At 46.3% G+C, this 16,247-nt stretch carries 16 protein-coding genes; 7 read left to right on the forward strand and 9 right to left on the reverse strand.

What is annotated here, in order from left to right; all coding sequences use genetic code 11:
• Nucleotides 1-9 precede the first annotated feature (9 nt).
• The gene (locus tag R8N49_RS21680; protein ID WP_017788954.1) at nucleotides 10-294 is read left to right on the forward strand and encodes a hypothetical protein; all 285 of its coding nucleotides are present in this window, start codon (nucleotides 10-12) and stop codon (nucleotides 292-294) included.
• Here R8N49_RS21680 and R8N49_RS21685 read toward each other — a convergent pair.
• Together R8N49_RS21685 and R8N49_RS21690 are read right to left on the reverse strand one after the other, a co-directional pair.
• Nucleotides 288-3,746, reverse strand: a complete 3,459-nt coding sequence (locus R8N49_RS21685) for a conjugal transfer protein TraG N-terminal domain-containing protein (RefSeq protein ID WP_161716224.1) — start codon at nucleotides 3,744-3,746, stop codon at nucleotides 288-290. The two genes, R8N49_RS21680 and R8N49_RS21685, sit on opposite strands and share 7 nt — an antisense overlap.
• The gene (locus R8N49_RS21690; RefSeq protein WP_017788952.1) at nucleotides 3,743-5,113 is read right to left on the reverse strand and encodes a conjugal transfer protein TraH; all 1,371 of its coding nucleotides are present in this window, start codon (nucleotides 5,111-5,113) and stop codon (nucleotides 3,743-3,745) included. Before R8N49_RS21690 ends, R8N49_RS21685 begins: the two co-directional genes overlap by 4 nt.
• A 222-nt stretch (nucleotides 5,114-5,335) precedes the next feature.
• Here R8N49_RS21690 and R8N49_RS21695 point away from each other — a divergent pair, with 222 nt between their 5' ends.
• Nucleotides 5,336-6,193: a hypothetical protein gene (locus R8N49_RS21695; protein ID WP_017788951.1), complete on the forward strand. Its 858-nt coding sequence runs from the start codon at nucleotides 5,336-5,338 to the stop codon at nucleotides 6,191-6,193.
• 63 nt (nucleotides 6,194-6,256) lie between these two features.
• The gene (locus R8N49_RS21700; RefSeq protein WP_161716223.1) at nucleotides 6,257-6,970 is read left to right on the forward strand and encodes a hypothetical protein; all 714 of its coding nucleotides are present in this window, start codon (nucleotides 6,257-6,259) and stop codon (nucleotides 6,968-6,970) included.
• Between the two features lie 41 nt (nucleotides 6,971-7,011).
• Here R8N49_RS21700 and R8N49_RS21705 read toward each other — a convergent pair whose 3' ends face one another.
• From R8N49_RS21705 to R8N49_RS21715, 3 genes are all read right to left on the reverse strand, one after another.
• Nucleotides 7,012-7,293, reverse strand: coding sequence for a hypothetical protein (locus tag R8N49_RS21705; protein ID WP_017788949.1), 282 nt, complete (start codon nucleotides 7,291-7,293; stop codon nucleotides 7,012-7,014).
• Between the two features lie 68 nt (nucleotides 7,294-7,361).
• Nucleotides 7,362-7,616 carry a hypothetical protein gene (locus R8N49_RS21710; RefSeq protein WP_017788948.1) on the reverse strand — a complete coding sequence of 85 codons (255 nt, stop codon included), beginning with the start codon at nucleotides 7,614-7,616 and terminating at the stop codon, nucleotides 7,362-7,364.
• A complete protein-coding gene (locus R8N49_RS21715; protein WP_017788947.1) occupies nucleotides 7,616-7,924 on the reverse strand; it encodes a hypothetical protein in 309 nt (102 codons plus the stop codon). The genes R8N49_RS21710 and R8N49_RS21715 overlap by 1 nt, the downstream gene beginning before the upstream one ends.
• A 362-nt stretch (nucleotides 7,925-8,286) precedes the next feature.
• Between R8N49_RS21715 and R8N49_RS21720 the strand changes: the two genes are divergently transcribed.
• Nucleotides 8,287-8,763: a hypothetical protein gene (locus R8N49_RS21720; RefSeq protein WP_017788946.1), complete on the forward strand. Its 477-nt coding sequence runs from the start codon at nucleotides 8,287-8,289 to the stop codon at nucleotides 8,761-8,763.
• Between the two features lie 299 nt (nucleotides 8,764-9,062).
• Here R8N49_RS21720 and R8N49_RS21725 read toward each other — a convergent pair whose 3' ends face one another.
• Entirely contained in the window at nucleotides 9,063-10,028 is a 966-nt protein-coding gene (locus tag R8N49_RS21725; protein ID WP_001203214.1) for an integrase domain-containing protein, read from the reverse strand.
• A 116-nt stretch (nucleotides 10,029-10,144) separates the two neighbouring features.
• Entirely contained in the window at nucleotides 10,145-10,273 is a 129-nt protein-coding gene (locus tag R8N49_RS21730) for a hypothetical protein (protein WP_017788943.1), read from the reverse strand.
• A 734-nt stretch (nucleotides 10,274-11,007) separates the two neighbouring features.
• Here R8N49_RS21730 and R8N49_RS21735 point away from each other — a divergent pair.
• Nucleotides 11,008-11,577 (forward strand): competence protein CoiA family protein, encoded by a 570-nt coding sequence (locus R8N49_RS21735; protein ID WP_017788929.1) that lies wholly within the window; start codon nucleotides 11,008-11,010, stop codon nucleotides 11,575-11,577.
• 1,201 nt (nucleotides 11,578-12,778) lie between these two features.
• Here R8N49_RS21735 and R8N49_RS21740 read toward each other — a convergent pair.
• Both R8N49_RS21740 and repA read right to left on the reverse strand, forming a co-directional pair.
• Nucleotides 12,779-13,006, reverse strand: a complete 228-nt coding sequence (locus R8N49_RS21740; RefSeq protein ID WP_170826434.1) for a pyocin activator PrtN family protein — start codon at nucleotides 13,004-13,006, stop codon at nucleotides 12,779-12,781.
• Nucleotides 13,007-13,687: 681 nt separating this feature from the next.
• Nucleotides 13,688-14,656, reverse strand: a complete 969-nt coding sequence (repA, locus tag R8N49_RS21745; protein ID WP_103270986.1) for a plasmid replication initiator RepA — start codon at nucleotides 14,654-14,656, stop codon at nucleotides 13,688-13,690.
• Between the two features lie 638 nt (nucleotides 14,657-15,294).
• On the opposite strand from repA, the gene zur reads away from it, so the two are divergent.
• Together zur and R8N49_RS21755 are read left to right on the forward strand one after the other, a co-directional pair.
• The gene (zur, locus tag R8N49_RS21750; RefSeq protein ID WP_005381268.1) at nucleotides 15,295-15,759 is read left to right on the forward strand and encodes a zinc uptake transcriptional repressor Zur; all 465 of its coding nucleotides are present in this window, start codon (nucleotides 15,295-15,297) and stop codon (nucleotides 15,757-15,759) included.
• A 9-nt stretch (nucleotides 15,760-15,768) separates the two neighbouring features.
• Nucleotides 15,769-16,230, forward strand: a complete 462-nt coding sequence (locus R8N49_RS21755) for a chemotaxis protein CheX (protein ID WP_005381269.1) — start codon at nucleotides 15,769-15,771, stop codon at nucleotides 16,228-16,230.
• The last annotated feature ends 17 nt before the right edge of the window (nucleotides 16,231-16,247 follow it).

A 16,247-nucleotide genomic window follows, 5' to 3' on the forward strand; every position in this document is an offset into this window, starting at 1 on the left:
GGATCAGTAATGTTCAGAGAAACAATTAAGTTTTCAGCCTTCATGGCTGCTTTGTTCTTTTGTGTCAAAGTAGCCGGTATTTTGGGTCTGATTGTTTTAATCATTGCCGTGTGCTTCTATGCCCAATGGCTCAATGGCCGCTCAGCATCTTCAATACTGAATGTTAATGATATTGAAAATAGATACACAACAAACAGTCTCAGAGACACTCAATCTTGGTCATCAAGCTACTGTTACGGACCGAATGAGCACCCATACGATCCGCACATTAGCTCAGTTGAAAGAACCTACTGACCTCTGCTTACACTCATATATCGCGCCACTGGATTAAGATACCCAGCAGCTTGATCTTTACCCGCGTCAGCGGAAGTCTGGATGATGTCGCTCATACGGTCAGCAAGTTCAGTGTCGCCAACCTCAGTTCGCATCTGCTCCCTCAAGTTGGCGACTTGCTGTTCATCCCCTGTCAATGCAGCTGCGAACAACTGAGCACCTGTTTGATTGAGCCCAGCTTCGGCCCCGGCAACCGTAGCCATACTCCTAAACTCATCACCATATTGCTCAACAAACTGTTCCGCAGCTTCAACACTGTGTTCACTAGCAGCAGCCAATGCTGACGCAAAAAACATCCCTCTCTCCTGGAGACTCATTCCTTTCGCTGCTTCGGAGAGATCCGATTCACCAGTCAGCCACTCTTTAGCTGCGTTGTATCCTGATACGCCCGCTCCCATAATACCGCGACCAAGGGAAGCCATTCCGGTTAATGCCTTACCTGCAACCCCCCACTCCTGCTCAACGTATTCATCACCACGCTTAGCATCTTCAATGAATTGATCTCGCTGCTCAGAGGTCATACTGGCAAGACGACCCATTGAGCCTCCAAAATTATCAGAGAAGCCATCTAAAGCAGCTCCTGCTCCACCAAATAATTTCTCGATAAATCGGCCAGCCCCTTCGGCTGTAGCGAAAACCTGAGATGAAGTTGAGGGAGCAACATCATTAGCCATAATACGGTTGCGTAGCTCCCCTAAACGTTGCCCTGTAAAATCGCTCCGATTTTGACCGTGTTGCGCGTTTACGTTATCCAGGTTTTCACCGTGAGCGGCATAAACATCGCTATCTCCTCCGGGAAGATCCGTTTTAGGTTTGGCTTTCTGCTCAGCTGTCATCAATTTAGGGACGTTCAAGTTTTTCTCCCCTTGGGTGATAAGTGTGCTATCTATTTGGGGAGCCCCGCTAATTAAATGGCTGTGCTTTTGCGCCTCACTGGCATTTGCAATCGGGTTTTTAGCTCCAATTGTTCCTGCAACAATTTCCGCTGCCTGAGTTCTATGTTGCAAATCTTCTGACTTCAGCATCGCATACAGAGCCCCACCCACTGAAGCCCGGTCTCCGTCCATACCAAGACCTTTATAATGTCGTTCTCGCTTAGTTGCGGCCTGGCGTAACTCACTAGGAGCCTGCCGCATGTATTGGCTCAAATGCGCCATTGACGCCTGATCACCCAAAACCGATCCAGCAATAGCTTGCATGTCTGCTGACGTCACACTGCCCAGCACTTCTTGAGCACTTGCTAACCGCTGATAGGTATCCTGAGCAGTCAGCATCTGGGAAGCAGTATGAGTCAGTCCATGACGCTGATCCTCACCAATAGACTCAGTAAACCGCTGCGTTTTATCGTCACTAATCTGATTAGCAACATCATTGGTCAGTGCTGCTGTATCATTCTTGGAGAACCCAATGTCATTAGCAATTCGATCCAAATCCTTTGTCATTTGAGTTCTTGCGGCAGTTGAGCGGGTTTCAGCATTTGCACTGAGATCTCCTTTCATATCTACAGAATTTTCTGCTCCAGCCGCTTTAGCAGCTTTTCTGGCAACCGAACCAGCTGGCCCCATTAAAGTAGAAACCAACTTTCCTGCATCCACGCCAGCACTCATTCTGGCACCAATCGCACCAATAACTGCGTTGGTCTGAGAGCCATCAAGGCCATGCTCTTTAGCGTACTGTTGACCAGCATTCACTATCGCTTTGGCCTGACTGCTATCCGATGACCTCAGCATCTGTCCAAAGCTCTGGAGCCGCTGATAGGACTTGTCAGCACTATTCCCAGAGAAGAATGAGTTCGAGAGCTGATTCTGAAAAGCGTCTTGGGCAACCGCCGCTCTTGCATGTCCACTGCTTACCATTTCAGAAGACATTTTAGAGAAATTCACTTTATCAATTAGGCCATTGGCACCACCCTGTAAGCCGCCCTGAAGGGCATTGAAAGTGTGGGCTGGCATTTGTTTAGCTAACGGCGCAGGTTGTAGTAAGTCTGGAGAAGAGATCTTCTCATTGATATGATCACCACCACTCATGCGGCCAGCCAGTGAGTTCAGTGAGTAAATTGACCCAGAAACAATGAACAAAGTAAGTACTGGTATGGCAGAAGCCATCATTCCACCTACAGCAAGATCATTGCTCATCATATCCGTTACGTGAAGAATCCCCTCGAAACTCGTTGGATCGCCGCCAGAAGTGATGTAGTCCTGTAAGGAGGCAGTGCTGCGGTTATAAATAAAGAGATTCACCACTGCCAAAACGGGCATCCATAGCTGAATCCAGATCAACGTCATAAAATATTTAAAGACCAGTTGAATCCCCATCATTCCCAGCACGATAAGCAGCCCCATGAGCGGCACAATGGCGTATACCAGAGCTTCGATAAATGTCAGCATCGGCCTGACAACAGTAGCAAATACCGATTGCTCCGCAGTCCACTGAGTATTTCGCTGCTGCACCGCCTGCTCAATCATCAGTGAGGCAGTGCCTTGCTGTATGGACTCGTAATATTGTCCCATGCCCTCGTTTAACACCGGAGTTAGGATCGCTGCCTTGAGCATGTCAGAGCTAATAATTCCTGTTGCCGACAGGTCATTAAGCGCATTGTTTGTTTCCGCCACAGGATTAACGCCACTTGTACCAGCAACGGTCAGACCCAGTAGGTAATTGATCGATTCATGAGAAGTTCCAGAGTCGAATGCCGTATCCGTGGCAGCCATTAGATCAGTCCAGGCGTCAGTACAATTGGGAGTTGTCGACCCACTAGGTGACACAAAAATCTCAGTACCATAGACCGTTGACGAAAAGCGCAATGCCTCGCGCCAGGTCAGATTCTTCAAATTCGATTCGGATACGTCAGCCAGCTGATAACGGATCGCGGTACAGTCAGCAACGTAGTTTCGCCAGCTACGCTGCATGTCCACTGAGCCACCTCCGACAGCACTATCCCAGCTAGCCCAGAGTGCGGCATTTCCCGCAAGCTGGCGTTGCGCACTGATCAACTCTAATGAGGACAGAAACCCTTTCCGCGTTATCTGAGGTGTAATAGTCGCAAACCCGGTTTCGAACTTGTCGGTCAGGACATAGCCGATATTCGAGATCATTCCCCCAATCGCCGCTGGTCCCAAGGGTACGTTGGCAACAACACGGACATCACCAGTGTAGGCATCCTCGATTTTGACCAGAGCTGATGCCCCGAAAAAAATTGCATATACAATCCAGCCGATAAGCACCTGCTGGATCTCAATACCACGCCCTCCCTGTACTACCCCCTTGACGCACACAATAACCACGGAGACCAAGAGTCCGATGGAAGCCATTTTAGTAAAGTCATTCGTTCCAGTGATCATCGCAACCGCAATCAGTACCTGCTCTAGTAGTGCTGAATCACCGATGCTATAAATCGTAAACTCAGGCATCATGCACCTCCCCTAGAACTGGTGAGGCTGAGACGTTGCGCCTGAACATTTTTGATGATTTGGTTGTAGCGAGTCACAATGTCACTGACTGAACCATACTGCTCGACCATCTGCCGATGTTCGTTCTCGATGTTTTTACGCGATCGCTCTAACTGCTCCATCACCTCATTTTTATGCGGTGAGTCGGCATTAGATACCGCTAATTCTGCCGCCGAAATCATCTGTGTCGCTAGGTCGTACACCATCGCATTGGCAATAACAGTAGCACTTTCATCTGCAAATGAATTAGCAGCACTGTCAGAGAGAACTGCCAAGTTACGAATGATTGTGCCTACTGAGGCAGGAAGGTTTGTGATCAGAGCTTGCTCATCGGAAGTGATCGAACCAATATTACTCCTGTACTTGAAAACAATTCCCGGTCGAGAATTTGTTCCTGCGAACGCTTCATAAATTTTTTGACGAACGCTGGTTATGGTGACAGTTTGTCTCGCTGGCGCTAAGCAGTCATCATCACAATCATAGATTTTGACTTGACCACCGCCTACAAGATCCGAAAGGGAAACTAGTCCCCCTGGCAGGCGCGATACAGGGTTAGTATCACCTCCACTGGCATCTGCTATCAAATCGCCAACGATCACCGAACCAGTAAGTGAAAGCATCGCCTCAAGCAGGGCAGTGTCACCATATTGAAACCAGGTACTTACAGAGTTAGCTTTCAGTTGCTTCCAAACAATATTACCGATCAGTTCTTGATATTTGGCTGGATCGTTATTCTTCAATTTCCGTAGTGGAGTTTCCCCGTCTTGTTCTTGTACCGAACCGAACATATCGTCATAAAGCCCAGCCCCTGTTGCCTTAATAGATGCCTTGGTTTTATGCTGAATATCAAATGCTGACGTCGCGTCATTAACAATCCCTTGCGCCAATTGGCAGCTATTCGCTAAGTGCTGGTTTAATGCTTGAACCTTTTTCTGAAAGTTCTCCATCCACTTCGCTCCATCCGGGAAAACGTTGTCCAGAGCCAACTGGAACGCATAACCTTTTGCGTTGGCCGCAACTGCTCGCATCATCGTGACTAGCTGCTCAGCGTTAATAAATGAGAACGACCCGCCAAACATATCAACCCCACCACATCCCGCCTTCCAGGATGGTGGAGTAAAGGAAACAAGGTTCTGCTCATAGATGCGTGACTTAACTGTATAGCGCCCCCCAGTGAAGACTCCGCGACGCTGTGACTCATGAACACCAGGCAAAGTGGTATTGCTCATTTCATTGAATAAGCGATCCATTTCAGACTGTAGTCCCCCGGCGGAAACCGGGGCGGTTACTGTCGATGCAGCGATAATCGCCGCCAAAATTGTTTTCCGCATAATAGAAACTCTCCATCCGACTTTGAGTTTCTATTTTCTCAATCATTAGCGCTATTCCTTAGCGCTCTAATTGCCCACTTTGGGAGTAATCGGGATTAACTTTAAATTGTTCTTTCGTGACAGGTTAAAAACATTTGAAAAAGCCACTTTCTTAGACTTGCGTTTATGGTTTTCCATGAGATGTTATATATGAAACAAATCTCACCAAATGGAGAATGACGAATGAACCAAAAATTGACACTGTTATTATCAACTATCATTTGCAGCCTTTTTTTAAACGGCTGCGCTGTATCACCAAAGCAATACGATACACAACAGAGTAGAGCACTAAACATTGCTAGAGCTGGCGGGATTTACGATCAAGATTTACAAGACTCCTCAGATGGTACTAACTCCTACAAAAAATCACTTTTGCTTCGCGCACTAAATGCAACAGCCCTACTAACTTCACTCGATGCGCCATTGTCTGGGATGACTGGCGCTCAGACTCTAGCATTCAATGCAGGAAATATCATGGCGACACCTGATAACCCGTCCGCTCGCCCATCGTTAATGGCCTGGATGCCCAAAACAGAAGCTAGTAATAAAGATAATGCACGTATCAAATTCGAGGAACTTGTGGATGCAAGCCTAATAAATACAGCCCAGAATATGGGAATAATCGTTGAAAAACTGGCCGACAAAGGTATTACGATGCCAAAACTGAATGGCTGGGATATCAATATATGGACAGTGGATGCGCCTCAGTTCGGCTGCAAACCTGAGCATTGCGTAATTGCAACTCACGTTGCTCGGATAAATGATTGGCAAACACCTGAATTTATCACTTCTGGGCCAGGTGCAAGTTTTATTCTAGATTCTAATCACCCTAGTCAATACAGCCGAATTATTTTCCAGCAGACAACTGAAAAGGTTTCCTTTCCGGTCGATGAATTCTATCGGCAGTTAAGTGCCAGCCTCCCTGCATGGTCAGCTATGTACTTTCCTCCCAATACCGTCTTTAAGGATGGGCAAACACTACCTTACCCGGTGCTTTATGAACATGGTCAACAGCTTATGTTCGTAACTCCTCAAAGCTAACTGAAACCATATAAGGGCGGAACTGGCGACGATGCATACCAGTTCCTCGATGGAAACAAAACTATGATGACATTAACGACCGTATCAGAACAACTCAGTAGTACCCAGAGCCGAGTATTTTGGCGTGTGGGTACCCAACGAAAAGGCATACTCAATGTCACCCTCGATTTTGAAAACGACGATAGCGCCTTACTCTGCGAGCTATGTGCTATCCGCCACTTACTAATTGAGAGCCCAGTGTTTGGCCGTGTGCCAGGTACAGGAAAGGGCTACAAACTGGTTGTATCAAAAGGTGCAATTAAAAAGCTGGCACGAGGAAGATCCGACAAGAAGTACGCCCAAAAGTTTGCCGCCTTCCTGCAATCTCGCTTGGCTGGAGTGCTGATCGAGGTCTCTACTAAAACGGAGTTCATGGCCGACACCGAAAAGGAGGCAACAGAGCAACTGCTTGCTGAACGTAAACGCTACGCAGGCACCTTTGATGCTATCGAAACACCTGCAATGGGCACGGTCTTGGTAACAGATCACGCTGTATCACGATACAGTCAACGGATCACCTCAGGTAAACCCAAAGCCCCGTGGCTGTCACTGGTCAAACGCATCCAGAACCCGGAGCTTCGCATTTACCCTCTTGCGGAACGAGAGCGCCGTCGTAAAGCCAAGAAATATGGCACTGCTGATAACGTGGAGGAGTGGGGGCACCCGAGCAGTGAGTTCCACTTCCTAATACTGAACGATCAGGGCACCAGAACACTCGTTACCGCCTACAAACGCTAGACCAGAAACGAAAAAGCCGGGTTTCCCCGGCTTTTTCAAGATCAATGAACAGTTTCATCGACACCGAACGCTTTCTCCCAGGATTCACCACTTTCAGCAGCATCTAGGTCGATAACGAATTCCAGCTCGATGCGATCCAGTTCCAGCGACCGCATTTCACATTGTTCAGCAACCAGCTCTCGGTAACGATTTTCAGCTTCATCGTGAGATGTCGCTGAAATCGTCTCTGAAAACAGTTCCTGATGTTTGTGAGTGTTGAAAGCGTAAAATATGGTGCCAACAACATCGTAGTTGCGCGTAGCGCATTGAGTTTGTACCGACATAACAGTCTCCTAATACGGTTAGGCCGGGAATCCCCACCGGGATTTTCCCGGCAAGGGTGCTGTTTGATTTAATAAATTACTTTATCGACCAACGCGCCAAAAGCGGCCATTGCATCAATATACGAGTCATAAGTACGGTCAGTGACCTGCTTAGGCAGGCCGTACTCATCTTCATAAATCCCCAAGAACAGACGTCCATCACTATCAGGAAGCGGAGAGACTTGATTGAACAAAGCGCCAATCTCGTCTCCAGTTGCTTGTTGATAGGTGGTTTTCATCATATCCAGAGCAGTTTCCTCAGTGATCACATCGAACAGGCTCATTAGCATACCTCTAGGCAGCGGTTAAACGCTGATAAGCGGCGTGGCTCACGACCAATCTGGCCGTCGATTGGCGCAGACTCGATGAAAGCACTAGGCGTTTTGTGAGTTTTAGGCTCGCGGCTGAGCCACTCACCAACAACCGAGTTGTCACTCACTTGGGTAGGCATGACGGCCTTTACAGGCCGCTTCTTAGAAAGACCTAACGCAGTTTTGAGCAGATACAGCATTCCGCGAGCAAGCAGGGTTGCTGAAGCCGCAAATAGTGCGACGGTAACGATCATGACTAAGAAGAAAGTGGTTGCAGACATAGCTTCACCTCATATTGTTGAGGGAGCTATCCCCACATGGGATTCGCTCCCGAGTGGGTTTAAAGTTAATTTGCTGTTTGTTTTTGGCGACCAGCTATCGCACTTATCAGCTACAAGAGCTGAATAAGCTTCCAAGATAACAGGCTGTTCTACTTAGACAAATCGCTCCAACTGCCCTTTTGGGGCGACAAACTGTTCAGCATCCCTCCCCCAAGAAAGCGATTAACCCCATTTGAACACCAATTACGTCTCAGCTCAGTCAGAACAGCGACTTTCACATGTGAAAGTGAATCCAGTCCGTCATTGAAATCAGCAACTTTACCCTCCATATAACATAGGGATAATTAACCTCTGGAGTACCTATGACCGACAATACAGTAATGGAAGCACTGTTCATCCAGCAGCGCCTGCAAATCATGAATCTGGGCGTGCATCATGACGAGTTTTCTGACTCTTACCTGCACGCTTGGGAGTCTGGCACTTATCCGCTCCTACAAGACACCGATGGCAGTGTGATCAGGATGCCTCATGAACCCTATGCCGAGTTCTTCAAGACCCCAAAAGACAAAGTGCAACGGCTATTTGATCGCTTATGTACAGCATGGGACGCCAAAGAAGAACTGACTTTCTATGCCCTGGAAGATGAGCTAGGCGTTCACGGTGGCTATGGTAGTGAATGGGATCGCGTCGACCTCATCAAGATTTGCCGTTACTTGTACCTGGAGCGTTCGTTTGACGAAGAGTTCTGGAAAACTCTGATCACACCGATGGAACACCCTTCCGAAGCATCATCGATCCTTCGTGAATTTAACCGTGAGCGTGACATCTACTTCATGTAATCAATTCACAGTTCCGGAGGTCTCGGTGGATCTCCGGGGCGCTTTAGCAGCACCTGCCAGAGCACACGAAAAGCATAAAAGTGAGTCGCCAGTGTTTTCTGTGTCAGATCTGACTTTCTGGCATAGTATCGGTGGATGTGTGCCCGACCGATTTGAGGTGGCGTACTCACCCCTGGTTCATTGGCCGCAATGTCATTGCACGCATTTACCAGCAGCCGGATCTGAGCTCTCCTTGTCTGCTTACCACCGTAGCGTAGATATGAATGCGACCGTTCTTTAATCCATTTTTCCATATCCGCTCACCCCAAGTACGAATTTGTCACGTCGACACGACCGTGACCCAGTTCTCTTGCTATTTGCATCCTGACCTCACGATCAAGAGACTTTGCTGTTTCAACGCTAATTCCCTTTTCTCTGGAAATATATTTATGATGTGCGTTGCCATGTTTTATTCCCGCTTTGACTGGACATTTCACACCAGATAATTTCTCATACCTATTTTGAGCATACGCATGACGCTCACCGTGGAATTTAACACCCAATCTTGCCGCTTCTTTGTAAGCATCCTGCCGAAACTCTTTATAGCTCTGTTCGGCTGGGATCATACTGCGACCATTTTGAATATCCCTGGCATGTTCTAGCGCTTTAATTTGTGATTGCTCAAAAATAGGAACAAAACGAGGGCGACCTCCTTTCGTTCCGTCTCTTATTTCTACACATCCTTTACTCTGGGCTTGAGCCAGAGCTTTATCTGCATTCAATTTTGCAGACTCTTCAAACCTGAGACCTAGTTCTCGTTGCAAATTTAACAATGCTCCAGTTCGCTCAGTTGCAATGTAAGTTGCTTTATCGTGACGCTCCTGAGAAATACTTTTGTCCCCTTCACTAATGCCACTCCGCTTAGGTAAATCACCTTGTTTTACTGGATCAACACGAACCTTATTATCTCCACGAGCGATTTCCATTACTCTATTAACCGCACTTAAATAGTTTTGTGCAGTTGATGCTTTTATCTCACCATTTTCAAAACGATCTCTTAAATGATCCGCGTACTGCATTAAGTGTGAAACTTCAACTTTTCTAAGATCTTTAATTCCCTGTTCAGCTTTGACCCAGGAGCAAAATACATTCCAGCGGTCATGGATCGTGCTAATAGACTCAAATGACTTGTACTCTTCTTTCAGCGCATTTAACCCGGCATAGCCCATGTCACGACTTTTAAGGCCAAAGTTTTTGGCATCCGGATTCGTTCGTTCACATCGCACTGATGCTCCCCTCTTAGTTGTTCTGTCCTCATTAGCCATGCCCCTAACTGGTGTTAAGTGATATGCAGTTTTTGATGGCAGCTCTGCGTGCTGCTGGCTAAGCGGTTCTCGCCGCTTCAAAGGGCAGATAAGACGATGCCCACGTCTACTTTATTACGACCAAACATTGCTATGGCAGGGGCCCTGCTCTCAACCGTCTGGCCTGCCTGAAATGGCAAACTGACGGCAGATCCGGCTGATGTCATCGTCTCTGATTCCTTCCCAATACTGGAAAGGACCCGGCGAAGCCGGGATTTTTCGCGCGTTTTCCCGCGCGGGTCGAAAGCCTAGCGCCATTGAGGCGCAAGGCTTTCGTCGGGTGGCTAGCCCCCCGTCTCTGTTCCCTGACGGTAGACAGAGACGGGGGCGAAGCATCAGCTCCACAGCAATAGCAACATCAGTTACAGGTTGTTGCTCAGGAGGGAGCCTAGAAGCTGAGACCTTTGGTTGATCGCAGGTAAGAAGCATTGTGCTGCGCAAAACGCATACAGCAATGCAGCAGCACAACGCTGCAAACAATAAGAATAGAAACATGATGTTTCCTCCGTTCTGTTAGATTTCAGGCGGAGGAGTGCCCTATCAGGGGTCACATCCCCCAGATGGGTTAACTATGTAGAGCCATTCGGCTGTAAGTATTTTGAAGTGGTTTATGCTATTTCTTGGTAACGATGACTAGCTATCAACGACCGACTTTGAGCGGTATTCCATCTTTTATGATAGTTTCGTTAGTCTGTGTGTCAACTGCTATCAAAAGAGGCTTTTTAGGTTGCTTTTCGACGTAATTTTCAGTCCTATCGTCACAACTGTTAATCCAAAAGCAACTTTTCGAGGGCTCTCAAACATACACATACAAACATACCTGTTGCCTTAATCAAAATACTATCTTGAGATAGTATTTTGAAATGAGAAACATGAAGCTACGCTGCGAAGGAAAATACATATGCCGTTTATTGGACATGACACGATTAATGACAAACGTGTCAACATCCTTAACTACGAAGACCCGAGAGCAATATTTAAACGAGGTCAAATAGTATGTCGATACTGTAAAGAGGAATTGGTGATCAGAGGAAACTCTAGAATAAGCGTACCCAAAATACACTTCATGCACCTATCAAATGAGTGCAAAGGAGAATACAAACATCATCCAGAAAGTCCCGAACACTTATTCTTTAAAGAGCTCCTTTCAAGGGACTTAGCCAAAGATCTTGATGAGTATAGCAATGCACGTGTAGAGCTCGAATGTCCTGTTGAATCCATAAAGCGAATCATTGATGTTGCTTTTATCTTCCCTAATGGATGGGTTGTTGCCCATGAAGTTCAGTTAAGTGCGATCACACCCAATGAGTTAGAGGAGAGAACGAATGATTACAGAAAAGCAGGAATTGACGTTACTTGGTGGCTTGGGAAGCAGGCAAATACCCAAAAAAATCGCCAATGGTGCTACGAAAAACTGGGTGAGTGCCACACCATTGATTACGAAAAGCTGGTCGAACATTCAGCCAAGTGAAAAAGCTGTGAGATATGGAAGCTCTGAACCTAAATTTTTCACCTCCTTTTGGTGGTCGCTATCGATTGAAAATTTTAGCGAATTTAATTACCCAATGCTCCCTGCGGATAGACAAAGAATGCCGAATCAAACAATGCTCTCTTATACACTCATTCACCGCTTACTATTTGCTACACTTCAATGCTGGGCTACAACATCGTCAATAGAAAAATCGCGATTAATGAATGGGATAGGAACCCCTAAAAGCCAAGCGCAAGCAGCAGCCCTATTAGGAGCTTGGGAAGGTGTTGGATTTTTAACGAAAGAAGGAAAAGGAAAAACAGCATCGTACAAGATAGTTGATGGCTATAATGCAGGAAATTGGCCAAGAGCCACAAATGAGCAACGAAAACAGTGCTACCAAAGAATACTAAGAAACATACCATTGGGCATAAATCTGAATGCAGTCAAAATAAGGGCTGTATGCTTAAAGAAAATAACTTATGAAGCCGCAGACTTTACTCTTTAACGGTAAAGCTTGAGCTAGAGAGCAAGTCAAGTAGCTCAATTATGAGCTATTTTATAAAAATTTAGGTCATTGAAACCTTGAAGCCATTTGCTATTTATTACACAGGCTATGATTGATAGAGGTGATAGCTTGAAATACAACGCAACTCGACAGTCTTTTCCCCCTAATCTTGATATGTGGCCTGTAGGTTCGGCAGAACGCTTAATACATGGATGCTGGCTGTTGAGCATTATGAGGCTCCATACGTTCACCAATGAGTGTGGCGAAACGCTCCAGGAAACGTACAATGAAATTAATCATAGAATAGGTGTAAATACGGTTTACATTGACCTTCTTACCTTAGGCGAGAATTATAGAAATGCGTCACAAATCTTAAATATCATCAGGAACAATGAACAACCGACTTGGGTTTGGTTTACCAACTGCGACGCTCTATTAGATACTTCGCTTGCTGGTTGGCTACGATCGATTCTAACTACCTGTGATGTGGAGCATCTAAGAGTGGCTTTTCTTCTCGATAACAAAATGCAATACAGGAGCATCTTTCAACATTATTCAGCACCACTTTACAAAAGTACTACATATCTAGTTCTTAAAGTGAACTAAAGCTTGTTGAAAAATACTGTTTATTTGGAGTCTCTGTAATAGCCTCATCCCTCGTAATCAAAGAAAATTTCAATCTAGTTTTCGTATTCACATGTTTACCTCTTTCCGTTTTTCATCGATGTAATTAGCTAAGTCAATTAAGCTAACTAAATACTCCGCCTTTTGCGACTCACGCCAAGCTGGGATAGGTAATCGATTTGCCGTTGCGCGATCTTTCGCAGTACGTGGCGCTAAGCCAAAATATTTCTCACATATTTGTCCTAAAGGTACAACTGGTGTATTAAATTCCGCCATCAGTAAAAAAAGTGTATTCATAGAAAGACCAATATCCATTCCTCAACTAAACGCCATCATTTTCGTTTATTTCAACATGCGAGACATACCGCGGATCTGCCCTTTCTAGGCACTTAGAGACGTTTTTTAAGTGGAAAGCCTGTCAAGGGTTCCAGTGGCCGTACTCCGGGCTTTAAAGCGCCAGCCTTGCCCTGCTATGGACAAATGAACTAAACGCGCTCTATGAGCTAAAGCGGCCACCCCTTGACTGGATTGGAACGTAATAGCCTTGACTTAGGAGGTTGGCTTTAGGCCGAAGGCCGCGCCATCCTCCTGAGTCCCCGGCGGCGAGGGGTTCCCCCCTTGGGGGGCGGAGGGGGGTATCACTGGCCCCTAGCTTTAGCTAGGAAATGGCCAGGCATTATTTTCTTTTCCTCATAACTCACAGAAAGTGAGATATAGAAATATATATGTATTTATTAGAAAGATATGAAAGAGCGGGTTTTGCGCATAACTTCGTTATGGTCGCAGATAAACTAATCTACCCGCTTGCAGATAAGAGTGGATAACAAAAATAATCCACAAGGAAGGCCGCAGAAAGCCCCTGAGCGCATCAATAATAAGAGGGGGTAAGGTTAAAAGGTGGGGAGATCTTGCCGGATCTTGGCTTACAGGAACGACAAATGCCGGGCATGTGCCCGGTTAGGTTTAATCCGATTGGATTTATTGAATGGTATCAGGTGGCGGGTGACTAATGCCTATATCCATGCTGTTCAGGCGTTCCCAAACTAGCTTATTGAACTGCTTACTGCTTAGCTGGGCAAGCTCATGGGCAGGCATAGACTTGGTAAGGGCCGTAGCCACTTCATGCTTGCGTTCGTCCAAGCTCTTGGATGCCAGCTTGTTGCGGCGGCGTTGAGCGCCAGCGTTCTGCTTTCGGGCATCCCATGCACGTTTGAAAATTTGTTTACGCTTACGGTTACGCGCTTCTCTTAGGGTGATAACCTCGCCCGCCTCAGTGAGTCCGCTATTACGCAAAGCCAGTTGCTCATCAGCCTGAGTGTAAAGTTTATCTAAATCAGCCCCCGCAAGGCGGTAAAACTCGCTAGTAAGCACCAGAACTTTAGGGAACCAAAAGCCATTAGCCTGATCCCATACCATGCCGCTTTTCGGGTTGGCTTCATCACCATCAGCGTGAACGTAACAAAGGCCAAACGGGATCATGACTTCATCAATGAAGCGGCTGATCCGGCTTACGGTTACTTTGCTTTCAGTGATGTATTGCTCACCTGTTTCCGGGTCTGTTACCCACATTTTGGATAGTTCGGCGGCCATATCTTCCAGATCGAGTTCCACGATACCTGTAGCCAGATCATGGCGTGAAAGCAGCATTTGAAACATCGGGTTGATGAGGTTACGGCGCACGTCTTTGAAGTCACGCTGACGGCCTGCGGCCTGACGCAAGTGGACAAAGTGAGGATCACGGGAAATGTCGCGCTTACGACAGAAGTTGAACGTTTTACCCAGCTCACCCGGTAAATTCTTCCAAGATGCAGGACGGACGTAAACGGGCTTTGGGTTTAAGCAACAGGTGCTGTGAGTTCCTCTCTTGCGTTTGGTACTTTTACAACACAAGCCATTGGAGTGAGAGCTCGCTCCCCTTCCTGCTAATTTTACGTTATTAGAATACACCTTGGCACTTCTCCGCTCTGGAGAAGTAGTGCAATCTCAACAAATTTGACTTGTTAAAAATCCACATTTTGCTACACTAATCCTCGAATGAAAGACTAAACCCGCGAGGAGCGCCAACTCCGTTATCAGCGGGTTTTGTTTTATCTGTCATCAAGTTTTTGATTAGCGTAACTATCTGTCCCACTTTCACATGTGAAAGTGAACGTGCCCCCCTATGTGTCCCTTAAAAATAAAAAACACAATCATTTCAGAGCTTTAATCAAACAATCACTCCCATCCAACATTGGTGCTACGGAGAGCCTGCAAGAATGAGTCATGATATAAACACCCGTTTTTATGTTGCCAAGGTCGAGCGCAGCAGTACGCTCAAAAAATAAGTCGGGTATTGTATACCCAAGCACCTCTGGGTGCTAGTTTCAGCGAGAATGATTTGGTTGGCTGACTAGCCAAGTGCTTAGGAATACGCAGAAGTAATACGAATGTGTCATTCGTTGATTCATTCTGTGATGATTATTCCGCCTTCACACCACCACCGACTTGCTTTAATTCATGATTTTCGTTCTGATAGTGGGTAAAATGAAGCATTTCTAAACGAACTTCGTATAGAAATGATTTATCATAGAGCACGTCCGATAGTTATGGTGAAAGGTTTGAACCCAACAATCATTGAACAAATTGAAAGTATCTGCGCAGAGCGTGGAGTACGACTGACTCCGCAACGCCGACGCGTATTTGAACTCATTTGTTCTAATCGCCGCGCCTCAAGTGCGTATGAGCTATTGGAGCAACTAAAAGAGAGTGAGCCTCAGGCTAAGCCGCCCACTGTTTATCGAGCATTAGATTTTCTCCTAGAACAAGGCTTCATCCACCGAGTGGAATCGACAAATAGCTTTATTACTTGTTGTTCTTTCAATACTCAGCAGCACTTTTTCCAATTACTAATTTGCGATAAATGTGGTGATGTCGTTGAACTCGAAGATGAGACGCTGATATCCTTGTTAGCCGAAAACGCCGAGAAGCATGGATTCAAACTGACCAACCAAGTTATTGAAACTCATGGTGAATGCCAGGCCTGTTCCTCCGAGACGAAAGAAAAAGTATAGAAGAACGTTATGCGCGCTGAATTTGTAAACCCGTTTTTAGCTTCTTTAATGAACGTGCTAAAAACTATGGCTTCTCTTGAGCTGAAGCCACAAAAACCGCGAATCAAAAAAGATGAGATCGCACGAGGTGACGTTTCTGGTCTGATTGGTATGGTAGGCCCACAAACTCGTGGTTCAATGTCGATCACCTTTGATGAAGCACTCGCCCTAGAAATCATGCAGAACATGCTTGGTGAACGTCCAAATGGGCTCAATGAAGAAGTGACCGATATGGTGGGTGAGATCACCAACATGGTTACTGGTGGTGCGAAACGCATTCTGGCGGAAAGTGGTTTTGACTTTGATATGGCAACACCGGTTGTGGTTTCGGGCCGAGGTCATACGATTCGCCACAAGTGTGAAGGCTCAATTATTATCATGCCTTTCTCTTCCCAATGGGGAAATGCCTTTATCGAAATTTGCTTCGAATAAAAGAGAAAAAATAGGTT

Source organism: Vibrio sp. 1978, from assembly GCF_033344345.1.

Excerpts from the sequence above, each read along its gene's own strand:
- R8N49_RS21680 (WP_017788954.1), top strand. The coding sequence starts at position 10 with ATGTTCAGAGAAACAATTAAGTTTTCAGCCTTCATGGCTGCTTTGTTC.
- R8N49_RS21685 (WP_161716224.1), bottom strand. The coding sequence starts at position 3,746 with ATGATGCCTGAGTTTACGATTTATAGCATCGGTGATTCAGCACTACTA.
- R8N49_RS21690 (WP_017788952.1), bottom strand. The coding sequence starts at position 5,113 with ATGCGGAAAACAATTTTGGCGGCGATTATCGCTGCATCGACAGTAACC.
- R8N49_RS21695 (WP_017788951.1), top strand. The coding sequence starts at position 5,336 with ATGAACCAAAAATTGACACTGTTATTATCAACTATCATTTGCAGCCTT.
- R8N49_RS21700 (WP_161716223.1), top strand. The coding sequence starts at position 6,257 with ATGATGACATTAACGACCGTATCAGAACAACTCAGTAGTACCCAGAGC.
- R8N49_RS21705 (WP_017788949.1), bottom strand. The coding sequence starts at position 7,293 with ATGTCGGTACAAACTCAATGCGCTACGCGCAACTACGATGTTGTTGGC.
- R8N49_RS21710 (WP_017788948.1), bottom strand. The coding sequence starts at position 7,616 with ATGAGCCTGTTCGATGTGATCACTGAGGAAACTGCTCTGGATATGATG.
- R8N49_RS21715 (WP_017788947.1), bottom strand. The coding sequence starts at position 7,924 with ATGTCTGCAACCACTTTCTTCTTAGTCATGATCGTTACCGTCGCACTA.
- R8N49_RS21720 (WP_017788946.1), top strand. The coding sequence starts at position 8,287 with ATGACCGACAATACAGTAATGGAAGCACTGTTCATCCAGCAGCGCCTG.
- R8N49_RS21730 (WP_017788943.1), bottom strand. The coding sequence starts at position 10,273 with ATGACATCAGCCGGATCTGCCGTCAGTTTGCCATTTCAGGCAGGCCAG.
- R8N49_RS21735 (WP_017788929.1), top strand. The coding sequence starts at position 11,008 with ATGCCGTTTATTGGACATGACACGATTAATGACAAACGTGTCAACATC.
- R8N49_RS21740 (WP_170826434.1), bottom strand. The coding sequence starts at position 13,006 with ATGAATACACTTTTTTTACTGATGGCGGAATTTAATACACCAGTTGTA.
- zur (WP_005381268.1), top strand. The coding sequence starts at position 15,295 with ATGGTGAAAGGTTTGAACCCAACAATCATTGAACAAATTGAAAGTATC.
- R8N49_RS21755 (WP_005381269.1), top strand. The coding sequence starts at position 15,769 with ATGCGCGCTGAATTTGTAAACCCGTTTTTAGCTTCTTTAATGAACGTG.